The sequence below is a fragment of the Pseudomonas putida genome, assembly GCF_028682455.1.
GTDB lineage: Bacteria > Pseudomonadota > Gammaproteobacteria > Pseudomonadales > Pseudomonadaceae > Aquipseudomonas > Aquipseudomonas putida_AA.
Genome location: NZ_JANHLD010000003.1, coordinates 465,028 through 479,851, shown reverse-complemented (window position 1 = coordinate 479,851; position 14,824 = coordinate 465,028). Strand labels below are relative to the sequence as shown.

Here is a 14,824-nt window from a genome sequence, read left to right as displayed (position 1 = left end):
GACTGCTTGCATACCCCCGAGTTTACCGCGCAGCCGCCTCAGCGACGAGGAGGAACCGAACGGGTGCGCCCGCTGCCGTCGATGGCAACGAAGACGAACACAGCCTCGGTGACCTTGCGCCATTCGCTGGACAGCGGGTCGTCGCTCCACACTTCGACCATCATCTGGATCGAGCTACGGCCGATTTCCAGGGGCTGGGTATAGAAGGACAACTGCGCGCCGACGGCCACCGGGACCAGGAAGGCCATGCGGTCGATAGCGACCGTGGCCACCCGGCCACCGGCGACGCGGCTGGCCATGGCGGTGCCGGCCAGGTCCATCTGGGCGACCAGCCAGCCGCCAAAAATATCGCCGAAACCATTGGTTTCACGCGGCAATGCTGTGATCTGCAAGGCCAGGTCGCCTTGCGGGATGGGATCTTCTTGTTCGAGTTCAATCATGCCGGGGGTGCCTCTGACCCGTGACGCTTCGTTGGTTGGCGCTAATGCAGACGCCTCGAAAAACGATTCAGCACAACCATACTACGCTGCTTTCGCTTTGCCAGGCGGCGAAGGGAAACTCTGCGAAACCGACTAAGCATACCTAGCGGCGTTTTCGCACAACATCCTTCTATAGACGCAACCTTTTGATACAGGCGGCCAGTATATAGAGCAGAAAGCGCAGCGACGACCATGCATTTATGAATACTTGTATTGAATTTGTGCGCACTGTGCTTTTTCTTGCAATTTGCTATCGTTCGAGGCCCACCAGGCCCGAAACCCGCGCGGCAGGCGGCCTGCAGTACCAATCAGCGATACCAATAAGAGATACCTATGACCTCCGTGCCCGGCAGTATCGCGCAGCCTTCGAGGCCGCTCACCCGCAGTGACTACAAGACCCTGTCGCTTTCCGCCCTGGGCGGAGCGCTGGAGTTCTACGACTTCATCATTTTCGTGTTCTTCGCCACGGTCGTCGGGAAGCTGTTTTTCCCTGCGGACATGCCCGAATGGCTGCGCTTGATGCAAACGTTTGGGATTTTTGCCGCCGGCTACCTGGCGCGCCCACTGGGCGGCATCGTCATGGCGCATTTCGGCGACCTGCTGGGGCGCAAGAAGATGTTCACCCTGAGCATCTTCATGATGGCCGTGCCGACGCTGATCATGGGCCTGCTGCCTACCTACGCGCAGATCGGCATGTGGGCGCCGATCCTGCTGCTGTTGATGCGTGTGATCCAGGGCGCGGCCATCGGCGGCGAGGTGCCGGGTGCCTGGGTATTCGTGTCCGAGCACGTGCCTTCGCGCAATATCGGGTACGCCTGCGGCACGCTGACGGCGGGGCTGACGTCCGGCATTCTGCTCGGCTCGCTGGTCGCCACGGCCATCAACAGTATCTACACGCCTGAAGAGTTGGCCGACTACGCCTGGCGGATCCCGTTCCTGCTGGGGGGTGTGTTCGGGCTGTTCGCGGTGTACCTGCGTCGCTGGTTGCATGAAACCCCGGTGTTCGCCGAACTGCAGGCGCGCAAGGCCCTGGCCGAGGAAGTGCCGCTGCGGGCTGTACTGCGCGACCACCGTGGCGCCATCGTGCTGTCGATGTTGCTGACCTGGCTGCTGTCGGCCGGGATCATCGTGATCATCCTGATGACCCCGACGGTGTTGCAGACGATCTATGGCATTGCTCCCACCGTGGCCCTGCAAGCCAACAGCCTGGCCATTGTGCTGCTGAGCCTGGGTTGCGTCGTGGCTGGGATGCTGGCCGATCGCTTCGGGGCAGGGCGGGTGTTCGTGGTCGGTAGCCTGGCGCTGCTGGCCAGTTCCTGGTGCTTCTACCACACCCTGTTCGAGCACCCGGAACTGTTGTTCCCGCTCTACGCCCTGACCGGTCTGTTTGTCGGCATCGTCGGCGCGGTGCCTTATGTAATGGTCCATGCATTCCCGGCGGTGGTGCGCTTCAGCGGGTTGTCCTTTTCCTACAACCTGGCCTACGCGATTTTCGGTGGTCTGACCCCGATGGTGGTCACCTACCTGCTCAAGTTCAGCCCGATGGGCCCGGCCTACTACGTGGCCGGCATCTGCACCATTGGTCTGCTGGTCGGCCTCTATCTGCTCGCCAAGAAACGCTGATATCCCTCTAGCCCGCCCCTCGCAACATTTTGAAAAGGCCATCACCGAGATTCGGTGATGGCCTTTCATCTAATTGTCACATTCGGTTCATAGAGTGTTCATACGGCCTGCAGATACTTGGGCCCGATCCATCTCACCCCCAATTCCTGCTAGGAGTAAGGCATGAAACTGAAGCGTTTGATGGCGGCCCTGACTTTCGTCGCCGCTGGCGTTGCTACCGCCAATGCGGTTGCCGCTGTTGACCCTGCTATTCCGACCTACACCAAGACCACCGGTGTGTCGGGCAACCTCTCCAGCGTCGGTTCCGATACCCTGGCGAACCTCATGACTCTGTGGGCTGAGGCCTACAAGAAGGAATACCCGAACGTAAACATCCAGATCCAGGCTGCCGGCTCCTCCACCGCGCCACCCGCGCTGACCGAAGGCACCGCCAACCTCGGCCCGATGAGCCGCAAGATGAAGGACGTCGAGCTGCAGGCGTTCGAGCAAAAGTACGGCTACAAGCCAACCGCCATTCCGGTTGCCGTCGACGCCCTGGCCGTGTTCGTACACAAGGACAACCCGATCAAGGGCCTGACCATGGCTCAGGTCGATGCGATTTTCTCGTCCACTCGCCTGTGCGGTGCCAAGGCCGACGTCAAGACCTGGGCTGACCTGGGCGTGACCGGCGACCTGGCCAACAAGCCAGTCCAGCTATTCGGTCGTAACTCGGTATCCGGCACCTACGGCTACTTCAAAGAAGAAGCCCTGTGCAAAGGCGACTTCAAGCCAAACGTCAACGAACAGCCTGGTTCGGCTTCGGTCGTACAGTCGATCAGCAGCTCGCTGAACGGCATCGGCTACTCGGGCATCGGCTACAAGACTGCCAGCGTCAAGACCGTGCCTCTGGCCAAGAAAGAAGGTGGCGCATTCGTTGAAGACAACGAAGCCAACGCCCTGAACGGCACCTACCCGCTGTCGCGCTTCCTCTACGTCTACGTCAACAAGGCGCCGAACAAGCCTCTGGCCCCGCTGGAAGCCGAGTTCGTCAAACTGGTCCTGTCCCAGGCTGGCCAGCAAGTTGTCGTGAAGGACGGCTACATCCCACTGCCTGCCAAAGTGGCTGAAAAAGCCCTGGCCGACCTGGGCCTGAGCCACGCCAACAAAGGCGTCGCGAAGAACTGAGTGTGAGACAGGTGGGGCCTGGAAATGACCAGCCCCCACCGCAAATTGCGAGTCCGCTGCCAGGGACCCCTGAGCGGCGGGCTTTTTTGCGTCACTTCATTGTCATGTTTTTGTAATACGGGACCGCTAGGGTGTGCGCATGAATGATCTGGCCAACTCCACCATGACCCAAAATTCTCCCCCCGTGCGGATTGATTTCAATACGCCCGAACTGCAACGCAAGCGTCGCCTGCGTGCGCTCAAGGATCGCCTGACCCGCTGGTATGTACTGGTGGGCGGGCTTGCCGTGCTGGCGGCGATCACCTTGATCTTCTTCTACCTGGCCTACGTGGTCGTGCCACTGTTCCAGGGCGCTACCTTGACCAGCAAGAAGGCGCTGGAGCCGACCTGGCTGAGCCAGGACGCCGGCAAGCCGCTGATGATCGCCCTGGAAGAGCAGAATCTGGTGGGCATGCGTGTGTCCGACAAGGGCCAGGCATTGTTCTTCGACACCAAGACCGGTGCCGAACTCAAGCGCGTCGACCTGCCACTGCCAGCCGGCACCCAGGTGACCTCGATCGGTAATGACCAGCCGGGCAACCCGCTGGTGGTGCTGGGCCTGTCCAACGGCCAGGCGCTGGCGTTCAGCCACAGCTACAAGATCACCTACCCGGACAACAAGAAAACCATCACACCTGGCATCGACTACCCCTATGGCCAGGAGCCTTTCGTGCTCGATGAGCAGGGCCGTGCCCTGGAGCATGTGAGCCTCAACGTGAATGGCGAGACCCTGGTGGTGGCCGGTTCCACCGGTGCGCACCTGCAGGTTGTCTCGCTGAGCCGCGAAGAGAACATGATGACCGGCGAGGTCACCAGCGAGCAGAGCCGTATCGACCTGCCGCAGATGACCGAGTCGGTGAAATCGATCTTTATCGACCCACGTCAGCAATGGCTGTACGTGATCAATGGCCGGGCCCAGGCGGATGTCTTCAGCCTGCGCGAAAAAAGCCTGAATGGTCGCTACAAACTGCTCGACAACGGCGATGCCGAAGTCACGGCAAGCGCCCAGCTGGTCGGTGGTATCTCGCTGATCATCGGTGACTCCAAGGGTGGCCTGGCGCAGTGGTTCATGGCCCGCGACCCGGACGGCGAGCAGCGCTTCAAGCGCATTCGCGAGTTCCAGATGGGCAAGGCGCCAATCGTGCAGATCGATGCCGAAGAGCGTCGCAAAGGCTTCATCGCCCTGGATGCCGCCGGCGAGCTCGGCGTGTTCCACAGTACCGCCCACCGTACGCTGCTGGTCGAGCCGGTTGCCGAAGGCGCAGGCGTTCTGGCGCTGTCGCCACGGGCCAACCGCATCATCATCGAAGAAGGTGGCAAGCTGCTGCCGCTGACCTTGAAGAACCCGCATCCGGAAGTGTCCTGGAGCGCGCTGTGGAGCAAGGTCTGGTACGAGAACTATGACGAGCCGAAATACGTCTGGCAGTCGACCGCCTCGAACACCGACTTCGAACCCAAGCTGAGTCTCTCGCCGCTGACCTTCGGTACCCTGAAGGCCGCGTTCTACGCAATGATCCTCGCGGCTCCGCTGGCCATTGCCGCCGCCATCTACACCGCCTACTTCATGGCCCCGGGCATGCGCCGCAAGGTCAAGCCGGTGATCGAGCTGATGGAAGCGATGCCGACGGTGATCCTGGGCTTCTTCGCCGGTCTGTTCCTGGCGCCGTACCTGGAAGGACACCTGCCGGGTGTGTTCAGCCTGTTCCTGCTGATGCCGATCGGCATCCTGGTCGCCGGCTTCACCTGGAGCCGCTTGCCTGAGTCGCTGCGCCTGCGGGTTCCGGATGGTTGGGAGGCGGCGATCCTGATCCCGGTGATCCTGTTCACCGGCTGGTTCGCCCTGTACATGAGCCCGTTCCTGGAAACCTGGTTCTTTGGCGGTGACATGCGCCTGTGGATCACCAACGACCTGGGTATCACCTATGACCAGCGTAACGCCCTGGTTGTCGGTATCGCCATGGGCTTCGCGGTCATCCCGAACATCTATTCGATTGCAGAAGACGCCGTGTTCAGCGTGCCGCGCAGCCTGACCCTGGGCTCCCTGGCGCTGGGTGCGACGCCGTGGCAGACCCTGACCCGCGTGGTCATCCTGACCGCCAGCCCAGGCATCTTCTCGGCGCTGATGATCGGTATGGGCCGTGCGGTAGGTGAAACCATGATCGTGCTGATGGCCACCGGCAACACCCCGGTCATGGAGCTGAACCTGTTCGAAGGCATGCGTACCCTGGCGGCCAACGTTGCCGTGGAGATGCCCGAATCGGAAGTCGGTGGCAGTCATTACCGCGTGCTGTTCCTCGCCGCGTTGGTGCTGCTGATGTTCACCTTCGTGATGAACACCTTGGCCGAGCTGATTCGCCAGCGTCTGCGCAAGAAATACTCGTCGCTTTGATAGAAAGGTAGAGATCCGTGAAAAAGGATTCCCTCAAAAGCTGGTTCAAGAGCGGCGCCCCTGGCGTCTGGATCAGCGGTGGCGCGGTCGCCATCGCGGTGATCATGACCATTGGTCTGCTCTCTGTGATCGCTGTGCGTGGCCTGGGCCACTTCTGGCCGGCCGATTTGGTTCAGGCCAACTACACCGTGCCGGGCCAGGCCAGCCACGTGGTGGTCGGCGAGGTGGTACAGAAGGAAGAAGTACCGCGCGTGCGTCTGAAGGGGGCCGGCTTGCCGGTGCCTGACGAGGGCCCGGAGTTCATGACCCGTGAGTTGATCAAGGTCGGTAACCGTGACCTCAACGGCAGTGACTTCACCTGGGTGGTCGGCGAGTGGCTGACCGACCAGCAGACCCCGGTCGACCTGATTGCCCTGGAGCGTCGCGAGTGGGGCAACTTCTACGGCTACCTGGTCAGCGTCAAGGAAGATGGCAAGGTGGTCGCCGAAGGCAAGGCGGCCTGGGCCGAGCTGCAGGCGCGCCTCAAGCGTGCCGACAAGCTCGCCGGCGAGCTGCAGAAGCTCGAGAAGAAAGACATCGGTGCAATCAACTACGGCCTTGAGCGTCTGCGCCTGCAGACCCGCAAGCTGGAGCTCGATGGCAAGCTGGACGCTGCCGCCCAGGCCGATATCGAAGCTGAGCGCGCCGAGCTGAACAACCGCTACAAGGCCATCGAAGAGCGCCTGGGCAGCCTGCATCAAGACTTCGGTCGCGACAGCCTGGTTGCCAAGGACGGCAATGGCCGTGAAGTCGAGATCAACCTGAGCAAGGTGGTCCACGCCTACCAGCCGAACGGTATGAACACCTTCACCAAGCTGGGCGTGTACTTCGCCAAGGTCTGGGAGTTCCTCAGCGACGACCCGCGTGAAGCCAACACCGAAGGCGGGATCTTCCCGGCCATCTTCGGTACGGTGATGATGACCCTGATCATGGCCGTGATCGTCACCCCGTTCGGTGTACTGGCGGCAGTGTACCTGCGTGAATATGCACGCCAGGGCCCGGTGACTCGCCTGATCCGTATCGCGGTGAACAACCTCGCCGGTGTCCCGGCGATCGTCTACGGGGTATTCGGCCTGGGCTTCTTCGTCTATGTGCTGGGTGGCTCGCTCGACCGCCTGTTCTTCCCTGAGGCATTGCCCGCGCCGACCCTGGGTACCCCTGGCCTGCTCTGGGCCTCCTTGACCCTGGCCCTGCTGGCGGTACCGGTGGTGATCGTGGCCACCGAAGAAGGCCTGGCGCGGATTCCTCGCACCGTCCGAGAAGGTTCGCTGGCGCTCGGTGCAACCAAGGCCGAGACCCTGTGGAAGATCGTGCTGCCGATGGCCAGCCCGGCCATGATGACCGGCATGATCCTCGCCGTGGCCCGTGCCGCGGGTGAAGTGGCGCCGTTGATGCTGGTGGGTGTGGTGAAGCTGGCACCGTCGCTGCCAGTTGATGGCAACTACCCGTACCTGCACCTGGACCAGAAGATCATGCACCTGGGCTTCCACATCTACGACGTCGGCTTCCAGAGCCCCAACGTCGAGGCCGCGCGGCCGCTGGTGTATGCCACCGCGTTGCTGCTGGTCCTGGTGATCGCCACCTTGAACCTGTCGGCGGTATGGATTCGGAACCACCTGCGCGAGAAGTACAAGGCGCTGGACAGCTGATCGCCACACCCTTTTTGCAAGTGCCGCCCGTGTGTTGAACCGGGCGGTTCGATGAAACGAAATTGATAGCGTATGGAGCCTAACCATGCAGCATGAATCCCACGCCCACGGCATCGATATGTCGGCCCTGGGTCGCGACAAGCAAAGCCTGCGTCTGGCAGAAGAAACCGTTGCCATCGAAGTGCCTGGCCTGAGCCTGTACTACGGCGACAAGCAAGCGCTGTTCGACGTCAGCATGAACATCCCCAAGCAGCGCGTGACCGCGTTCATCGGCCCGTCCGGCTGCGGCAAGTCGACCTTGCTGCGTACCTTCAACCGTATGAACGACCTGGTTGACGGTTGCCGTGTAGAGGGTGCGATCAACCTGTACGGCAACAACATCTACCGCAAGGGCGAAGACGTGGCCGAGCTGCGTCGCCGCGTCGGCATGGTGTTCCAGAAGCCTAACCCGTTCCCCAAGACCATCTACGAGAACGTGGTGTACGGCCTGCGTATCCAGGGCATCAACAAGAAGCGCGTGCTCGACGAAGCCGTTGAATGGGCGCTCAAGGGCGCGGCGCTGTGGGATGAGGTCAAGGACCGCCTGCATGAGTCGGCACTGGGCCTGTCCGGTGGTCAGCAGCAGCGTCTGGTGATTGCCCGTACCATCGCCGTGGAGCCGGAAGTCCTGCTGCTCGACGAGCCGTGCTCGGCACTCGACCCGATCTCGACCCTGAAGGTCGAAGAGCTGATCTACGAGTTGAAGTCCAAGTACACCATCGTCATCGTTACTCACAACATGCAGCAGGCGGCGCGGGTTTCCGATTACACCGCCTTCATGTACATGGGCAAGCTGATCGAGTTTGGTGACACCGACACCTTGTTCACCAACCCGGCGAAGAAGCAGACCGAAGATTACATTACAGGTCGCTACGGCTAGGGCCGGGCGACTGCTTCAAGCTGCACGCTACACGCGGCAAGAAGACGGCGGTGCCTGGCATAACATGTATGACTTGAAGCTTGCGGCTTGAAGCCAGCGGCTTGTTCGCGGAGCGAAAGATGATCGATAAAGACAGCCTTACCCACCACATCTCCCAGCAGTTCAACGCCGAGCTCGAAGAGGTTCGCAGCCACCTCCTGGCGATGGGCGGCCTGGTCGAGAAACAGGTCAATGACGCGGTCACCGCGCTGATCGATGCCGACTCGGGCCTGGCCCAACAGGTGCGTGAAGTCGACGACCAGATCAACCAGATGGAGCGCAACATCGACGAGGAGTGCGTGCGGATTCTCGCCCGTCGCCAGCCGGCCGCCTCGGACCTGCGTCTGATCATCAGCATCTCCAAGTCGGTGATCGACTTGGAGCGCATCGGTGACGAGTCGACCAAGATCGCTCGCCGTGCCATCCAGCTGTGCGAAGAAGGTGAGTCGCCGCGTGGCTACGTCGAAGTGCGTCATATCGGCGACCAGGTGCGCAACATGGTCCGTGACGCACTGGATGCGTTCGCCCGTTTCGACGCCGACCTGGCGCTGTCGGTGGCCCAGTACGACAAGACCATCGACCGGGAATACAAGACGGCCCTGCGCGAGCTGGTCACCTACATGATGGAAGACCCGCGATCGATCTCGCGAGTGCTCAATGTCATCTGGGCCCTGCGTTCGCTGGAGCGTATCGGCGACCACGCGCGCAACATTTCCGAGCTGGTGATCTACCTGGTGCGCGGTACCGATGTGCGTCACTTGGGCCTCAAGCGCATGAAGGAAGAGGTCGAGGGCGGTAGCGAAAAGGCTAATGTTTCGGCGGTAGCTGACGATAAGTAAGACTGCCCCGAGTAACAACGCCCGGCCTAGGCCGGGCGTTTTCGTTTGTGGGGCGAGTACCTAAAAGGCAGCCGCGAACGGAATCATGCGTCCCGGTGCGAGTCGATGCTTGGCAAGTGGCCATCATTCAGCGTTATGCTGGTCGGGATGCGATAGGAGTGGCGATGAGTAAAGTCAGTGTGTTGGTGGTCGATGATGCGCCGTTCATTCGCGACCTGGTGAAAAAGTGCCTGCGCAATCATTTTCCGGGCGTGGTCATCGAAGACGCCATCAATGGTCGCAAGGCGCAGGCCTTGTTGGCCCGCCAAGCCTTCGACCTGGTGCTGTGTGACTGGGAAATGCCGGAGATGTCGGGGCTTGAGCTGTTGACCTGGTGCCGTGAGCAAGCGTCGATGAAGACCTTGCCGTTCATCATGGTGACCAGCCGTGGCGACAAGGAAAACGTGGTGCAGGCGATCCAGGCGGGCGTCTCGGACTTTGTCGGCAAGCCGTTCACAAATGAGCAACTGCTAACCAAAGTGAAAAAGGCCCTGACCAAGGTCGGCAAGCTCGACACTTTGTTGGCCAGCGCCCCGACCCGGGCCAACTCGGCTTTTGCCAACGATTCGCTGAACGCCCTGACGGGAGGCCGCGCCGAGGCGGTCAAGCCTGCTCCGGCCCCCGCGCCCGTAGCCGCCAAACCCTTGATCGACGCGCCGAAACCAGCGTCGCCCGCAGGTCGTGGCCAGGGCCAGTTGCGCCTGCCAGGCGGTGTCCAGCCTTGTGTGATCAAGGCCCTGAGCCTAAAGGAAGCGCTGCTGGTGGTACGTCGCGGCGAGCCCCTGCCACAGGTACTGGAAGGGGCTGTGCTGGACCTTGAACAGGGCGAGAACGCCGAGGTGGCCCGGCTCAACGGCTACCTTCACGCCGTCGCGGCGCTGGAGCCCAAACCCGACAGTGATTGGTTGCAACTGACCTTCAAGTTCGTCGATCAGGATGCCCAGAAGCTCGATTACCTGTCGCGGCTGATTGCCCGCGGTACGGCGCAGAAGCACTTCGTTCCAGGCGCTTGATCACTCCCTCGCAGGCCAACCCGCCCCAACCGCAGGAGCGGGCTTGCCGCGCGAAAGGAATAACCATTCGTCCACTGGTACAACCCCGCAACACCCCCACCCGGCTTACGCCAGAATCTGCTGCTAGGCTTCGACAGATCTCGAACTGTCAAAAAGCCACTACCCATGCCCGCACGCACCTTGCTGTTCTGCGCCTTGCTCGCGGCTTGCGGCCCGGCGCTGGCCATGACCCTCTACAGGCACACCGATGAATTCGGCGTGGTCTCCTATTCCGACCGGCCAATAGTGGGCGCCAGTGCCTTTGTCTTTCGCGATCGAATGGTCGAGCAACTGCAGCACCAGGTACACCTTCAGGCCACCCCGTTCACCGGGGGAGTGCGCTTCAGCGCACGCAACGATACCTATGCACCGGTCGAGGTGGAGCTGCGCCTGGAGCGCTTGAGCAACGTCCAGGGCGGTACATCGCGCATCGTCAGGCGGGTGCTGCCGCCGCGCACCACGGTGCCGCTGACGCTGCTCAGTGCACGCCAGCCAGGCAAACCGGTGCGGTATCAGGAGAAGTTCCAATACGCGCTGGGCAACCCCGCCCAGCGCCAGCAGGCGTTTCGTTATCCGTTACCGTGGCGCGGTGGACCGTTCCGGCTGACTCAGGGCGCCAACGGGCGCTACAGCCATTTCGGCCCGAAGGGCCGCTATGCCATGGATATTGCCATGCCCGAAGGCACGCCGATCATTGCCGCGAGGGCCGGGGTGGTGATCAAGACCGAGAATAACCAGAGCGGGCGCGGGACGAACCCGGCGGGGAATTTTGTACGGATCCTGCACGACGACGGCACCATGGGCGTGTACCTGCACCTGATGCGCGGTTCGGTAGTGGTCAGCGAGGGGCAGCGGGTGGTCTACGGTACAGCGCTGGCCAAGTCCGGCAATACCGGCAACAGCACCGGCCCGCATTTGCACTTTGTGGTGCAACGCAACGTGGGGCTGGCCCTGGAGTCGATCCCCTACCAGTTCAACCAGCCCGTCGGTGGGTTGCCGAACTTCACCGCCGGCAACCCCTGAGGCGACTCAATCGAGCTTGAGCACCTTGGCCAGGACGATTTTCGGGCCTTTCATTTTCTTGATGATGATGCGCAAGCCTTCGACCTCCAGCACCTCTTCTTCTTCCGGAACCCGCTTGAGCGTCTCGTAGACCAGGCCTGCGAGGGTTTCCGCCTCGATGTGGTCCAGGTCCACGCCCAGCAGGCGCTCGACCTTGAACAGCGGGGTGTCGCCACGCACCAGCAACTTGCCCGGCTGATAGGCGAGGATGCCGCGCTCGGCCTTGCGGTGTTCGTCCTGAATGTCGCCCACCAGCACTTCGAGCACGTCTTCCATGGTCAGGTAGCCGATGACCTTGCCGTCGGCTTCTTCGACCAGGGCGAAATGCGCGCCACCCTTGCGGAACTGCTCCAGCAGGTGGGACAGCGGCATGTGGCGCGACACCCGCTCCAGGGGGCGAGTCAGCTCGGCAAGATTGAAGGACTCGGGGATGTGGTCCAGGTCGGCCAGCTCCAGCAGCAGGTCCTTGATGTGCAGCAGGCCGATGAACTCACCCCGTTCGGCGTCGAGCACCGGGTAGCGGCTGAACTTGTGCCGGCGGAACATCGCGAGGATTTCCTTGAGCGGTGCATTGGCGTCCAGGCAGACCATGTCTTCGCGGGAGTTGGCCCAGTCGACCACCTCCAGCTCACCCATTTCCACCGCCGAGGCCAGTACGCGCATGCCCTGGTCGCTCGGGTCCTGGCCGCGGCTGGAGTGCAGGATCAGTTTCAGTTCGTCACGGCTGTAGTGGTGCTCGTGGTGCGGGCCCGGCTCGCCCTGGCCGGCAATGCGCAGGATGGCGTTGGCGCTGGCATTGAGCAGGTAGATGGCCGGGTACATCAGCCAGTAGAACAGGTACAACGGCACGGCGGTCCACAGCGACAGTAGTTCGGGTTTGCGGATCGCCCAGGACTTGGGAGCCAGCTCGCCGACCACGATGTGCAGGTAGGAGATCACGAAAAAGGCGCTGAAGAACGACACCGCCTTGATCACCTCCGGGGACTGGACGCCGACGGCGGCCAGCAGGGGTTCGAGAAGGTGCGCGAAGGCCGGCTCACCGACCCAGCCCAGGCCCAGGGAGGCGAGGGTGATACCCAGCTGGCAGGCGGAAAGATAGGCGTCCAGCTGGTTGTGTACGGTGCGCAGGATCTGTCCGCGCCAGCCATGCTTCACGGCAATCGACTCGACTTTGGTCGAGCGCAATTTGACCATGGCGAACTCGGCGGCAACGAAGAAGCCGTTGAGCAGAACCAGCAGCAGAGCAAAAAGAATCATGCCGAAATCGGCGAACAGTGAAGCGAGGCTAATACCAGGGGAAGGGTCCATGATGGGGTTTTACGGGGTCCGTCATCTAAAAAAAGAGAGAAGTAGAGTGCCAGCATGCGCTGGCACCGGTCCGCCAATGTAGCGGCTGAGGGCTCGATTGCCTAGGGGCGCGGCTTCAGGAGGCCATGCGCAGGGCAATTTGGGCGGGCGCAAAATGGCAGGTGAAGGTACTGCCATGGCCCGGTACGCTGCTGATCTCCAGGCGCGCGCGGTGACGCAGCAGGACGTGCTTGACGATCGCCAGGCCAAGCCCAGTGCCACCGGTGTTGGAGGCGCGACTGGAGTCGACCCGATAGAAGCGCTCGGTCAGGCGGGGCAGGTGCTTGGCGTCGATACCGATGCCGGAGTCCTGCACGCTCAGGTGCGCACCCTGTTCGTCGGCCCACCAGCGAATGCGGATCTGGCCTTCATCCTGGGTGTACTTGACCGCATTGAACACCAGGTTGGAGAAGGCGCTGCGCAGCTCGGCCTCGCTGCCCTTGAGGCGAATGCCAGGGTCGGCTTCCAGGGTGATGCGCTGGTTGCGCTGGCCGGACAGGGCCTGGGCATCGCCCTTGATCGACTGCAGCAGTGCTTCGACGGCCACGGGCTGGTTGTCGGAGGGGTAGTCGGTGGCTTCCAGCTTGGCCAGCAGCAACAAGTCGTTGAGCAGGGTCTGCATGCGGCCGCCCTGCTGCTGCATTTGCTGCAATGCCCGGACCCAGCGCGGGTTCACCTCTTCGACGTTGTCGAGCAGGGTTTCCAGGTAGCCGGCGATCACCGTCAGGGGGGTACGCAGTTCGTGGGAGACGTTGGCGACGAAGTCCTTGCGCATCTGTTCGAGCTGATGGATGCGGGTGACGTCGCGCACCAGCATCAAGTGCTCGTTGTTGCCATAGCGGGTGATGTGCAGTTGTACGCGAAGACGGTCGTTGATCGGTGAGGGGATTTCCAGTGGCTCGAGGTAGTTCTCCTGTTCGAAGTACTCCTTGAAGCGTGGATGGCGTACCAGGTTGGTCACCGGCTGGCCGCTGTCTTGTGGTGTCTTGAGGCCCAGCAGGGTCTCGGCGGCGCGATTCCACCACTCCAGGTTGCCGTCGCTGTCGAGCATGATCACCGCGTCCCTGAGGGCGGCGGTCGACTCCTGCACCCGGTCGATCACCGCTTGCAGGCGACCACGTACGCGCTGGTCGCGTCGTTGCAGGTGGTAGATGCTGTCGAATACCTCGCCCCACAGGCCGTAGCCGTCGGGTGGTGCTTCATCGGGTTTGTGCAGGCGCAGCCATTCGTGCAGGCGTAGCAGTTGCTTGAGGGTCCAGCCCAGGTAAATCGCCAGGCCCACCGCCAGGCTCCAGCCGTAATAGCCGCTGATCAGGCCCACCAGCAGGCAGGCGGTGATCAACAACAGCATGTGACGAATCAGGGTGCCATGCCAGTTCTGGTTCAATTAACGACGCGTCCTTTCCAAAGCGTTGGCGTGAAAATCGGTTCAGCTCTTGGTGGAGAAGCGGTAACCGGTGCCGCGGACCGTTTGTACCAGGTTTTCGTAAGCTTCACCCAGGGCCTTGCGCAGGCGGCGGATGTGCACGTCGACGGTGCGCTCCTCGACATACACATTGCCGCCCCACACCTGGTCGAGCAACTGGCCGCGGGTGTAGGCACGCTCCTGGTGGGTCATGAAGAACTGCAGCAGGCGGTATTCGGTCGGGCCCATTTCGGCCGGCTTGCCATCAATGGTCACGCGGTGGCTGATCGGGTCGAGCAACAGCCCACCGACCTCGATCGGGGCTTCGCCATCGCTTGGGCCGGCGCGACGCAGCACAGCCTTGAGGCGGGCTACCAGCTCGCGCGGCGAGAACGGCTTGGTGATGTAGTCGTCGGCACCCACTTCAAGACCCTGGATCTTGTTGTCTTCCTCACCCTTGGCAGTGAGCATTATGATCGGGATGTCGCCGGTCAGCTCATCGCGCTTGAGGCGGCGAGCCAGCTCGATGCCCGAGGTGCCCGGCAGCATCCAGTCGAGCAGGATCAGGTCCGGCTTGCGGTCGACGATGATGGCGTGGGCTTGCTGGGAGTTTTCCGCTTCCAGGCAGTCATAGCCGGCCATTTCCAATGCAACGGCGATCATCTCGCGAATCGGCGCTTCGTCGTCGACGATCAGAATGTTTCTGCCAACCATGTTCAAACCTCTTCCATTCAGGTGTC

General features: G+C 62.0%; 12 protein-coding genes. 8 read left to right on the top strand and 4 right to left on the bottom strand.

The genetic code is table 11. The features are described 5' to 3' along the window. Nucleotides 1-38: 38 nt before the first annotated feature. A complete protein-coding gene (locus NPS58_RS19375; RefSeq protein ID WP_274116913.1) occupies nt 39-440 on the bottom strand; it encodes an acyl-CoA thioesterase in 402 nt (133 codons plus the stop codon). 372 nt (nt 441-812) lie between these two features. Between NPS58_RS19375 and NPS58_RS19370 the strand changes: the two genes are divergently transcribed. From NPS58_RS19370 to NPS58_RS19335, 8 genes are all read left to right on the top strand, one after another. Further along, nucleotides 813-2,102, top strand: coding sequence for an MFS transporter (locus NPS58_RS19370; RefSeq protein WP_425313085.1), 1,290 nt, complete (start codon nt 813-815; stop codon nt 2,100-2,102). A 162-nt stretch (nt 2,103-2,264) separates the two neighbouring features. Beyond that, nucleotides 2,265-3,266, top strand: coding sequence for a phosphate ABC transporter substrate-binding protein PstS (locus NPS58_RS19365; RefSeq protein ID WP_274116912.1), 1,002 nt, complete (start codon nt 2,265-2,267; stop codon nt 3,264-3,266). Nucleotides 3,267-3,405: 139 nt separating this feature from the next. Then, nucleotides 3,406-5,694, top strand: a complete 2,289-nt coding sequence (locus NPS58_RS19360) for an ABC transporter permease subunit (RefSeq protein WP_274116911.1) — start codon at nt 3,406-3,408, stop codon at nt 5,692-5,694. Nucleotides 5,695-5,711: 17 nt separating this feature from the next. Beyond that, on the top strand, nt 5,712-7,382 hold the full coding sequence (pstA, locus tag NPS58_RS19355) for a phosphate ABC transporter permease PstA (RefSeq protein WP_274116910.1): 1,671 nt from the start codon (nt 5,712-5,714) through the stop codon (nt 7,380-7,382). A gap of 85 nt (nt 7,383-7,467) precedes the next feature. Continuing rightward, nucleotides 7,468-8,301: a phosphate ABC transporter ATP-binding protein PstB gene (gene pstB / locus NPS58_RS19350; protein ID WP_274116909.1), complete on the top strand. Its 834-nt coding sequence runs from the start codon at nt 7,468-7,470 to the stop codon at nt 8,299-8,301. Nucleotides 8,302-8,420: 119 nt separating this feature from the next. After that, complete coding sequence (phoU, locus tag NPS58_RS19345) at nt 8,421-9,179, top strand: phosphate signaling complex protein PhoU (protein ID WP_274116908.1); 759 nt, start codon at nt 8,421-8,423, stop codon at nt 9,177-9,179. Between the two features lie 164 nt (nt 9,180-9,343). After that, the gene (locus NPS58_RS19340) at nt 9,344-10,231 is read left to right on the top strand and encodes a response regulator (protein WP_274116907.1); all 888 of its coding nucleotides are present in this window, start codon (nt 9,344-9,346) and stop codon (nt 10,229-10,231) included. A 165-nt stretch (nt 10,232-10,396) separates the two neighbouring features. Beyond that, a complete protein-coding gene (locus NPS58_RS19335) occupies nt 10,397-11,293 on the top strand; it encodes a peptidoglycan DD-metalloendopeptidase family protein (RefSeq protein ID WP_274116906.1) in 897 nt (298 codons plus the stop codon). Between the two features lie 6 nt (nt 11,294-11,299). Here the strand turns inward: NPS58_RS19335 and NPS58_RS19330 are convergent, their stop codons facing one another. The 3 genes from NPS58_RS19330 to phoB all read right to left on the bottom strand — a co-directional run bounded on the left by NPS58_RS19330 (nt 11,300) and on the right by phoB (nt 14,798). Further along, nucleotides 11,300-12,640, bottom strand: coding sequence for a hemolysin family protein (locus NPS58_RS19330; protein WP_274116905.1), 1,341 nt, complete (start codon nt 12,638-12,640; stop codon nt 11,300-11,302). A gap of 115 nt (nt 12,641-12,755) precedes the next feature. Next, on the bottom strand, nt 12,756-14,030 hold the full coding sequence (phoR, locus tag NPS58_RS19325) for a phosphate regulon sensor histidine kinase PhoR (protein WP_274117577.1): 1,275 nt from the start codon (nt 14,028-14,030) through the stop codon (nt 12,756-12,758). A 78-nt stretch (nt 14,031-14,108) separates the two neighbouring features. Further along, on the bottom strand, nt 14,109-14,798 hold the full coding sequence (phoB, locus tag NPS58_RS19320; protein WP_028942483.1) for a phosphate regulon transcriptional regulator PhoB: 690 nt from the start codon (nt 14,796-14,798) through the stop codon (nt 14,109-14,111). Nucleotides 14,799-14,824 lie beyond the last annotated feature (26 nt).

Excerpts from the sequence above, each read along its gene's own strand:
- NPS58_RS19370 (WP_425313085.1), top strand. The coding sequence starts at position 813 with ATGACCTCCGTGCCCGGCAGTATCGCGCAGCCTTCGAGGCCGCTCACC.
- NPS58_RS19330 (WP_274116905.1), bottom strand. The coding sequence starts at position 12,640 with ATGGACCCTTCCCCTGGTATTAGCCTCGCTTCACTGTTCGCCGATTTC.
- phoR (WP_274117577.1), bottom strand. The coding sequence starts at position 14,030 with ATGCTGTTGTTGATCACCGCCTGCCTGCTGGTGGGCCTGATCAGCGGC.
- NPS58_RS19335 (WP_274116906.1), top strand. The coding sequence starts at position 10,397 with ATGCCCGCACGCACCTTGCTGTTCTGCGCCTTGCTCGCGGCTTGCGGC.
- NPS58_RS19375 (WP_274116913.1), bottom strand. The coding sequence starts at position 440 with ATGATTGAACTCGAACAAGAAGATCCCATCCCGCAAGGCGACCTGGCC.
- phoU (WP_274116908.1), top strand. The coding sequence starts at position 8,421 with ATGATCGATAAAGACAGCCTTACCCACCACATCTCCCAGCAGTTCAAC.
- phoB (WP_028942483.1), bottom strand. The coding sequence starts at position 14,798 with ATGGTTGGCAGAAACATTCTGATCGTCGACGACGAAGCGCCGATTCGC.
- NPS58_RS19360 (WP_274116911.1), top strand. The coding sequence starts at position 3,406 with ATGAATGATCTGGCCAACTCCACCATGACCCAAAATTCTCCCCCCGTG.
- NPS58_RS19365 (WP_274116912.1), top strand. The coding sequence starts at position 2,265 with ATGAAACTGAAGCGTTTGATGGCGGCCCTGACTTTCGTCGCCGCTGGC.
- pstB (WP_274116909.1), top strand. The coding sequence starts at position 7,468 with ATGCAGCATGAATCCCACGCCCACGGCATCGATATGTCGGCCCTGGGT.
- NPS58_RS19340 (WP_274116907.1), top strand. The coding sequence starts at position 9,344 with ATGAGTAAAGTCAGTGTGTTGGTGGTCGATGATGCGCCGTTCATTCGC.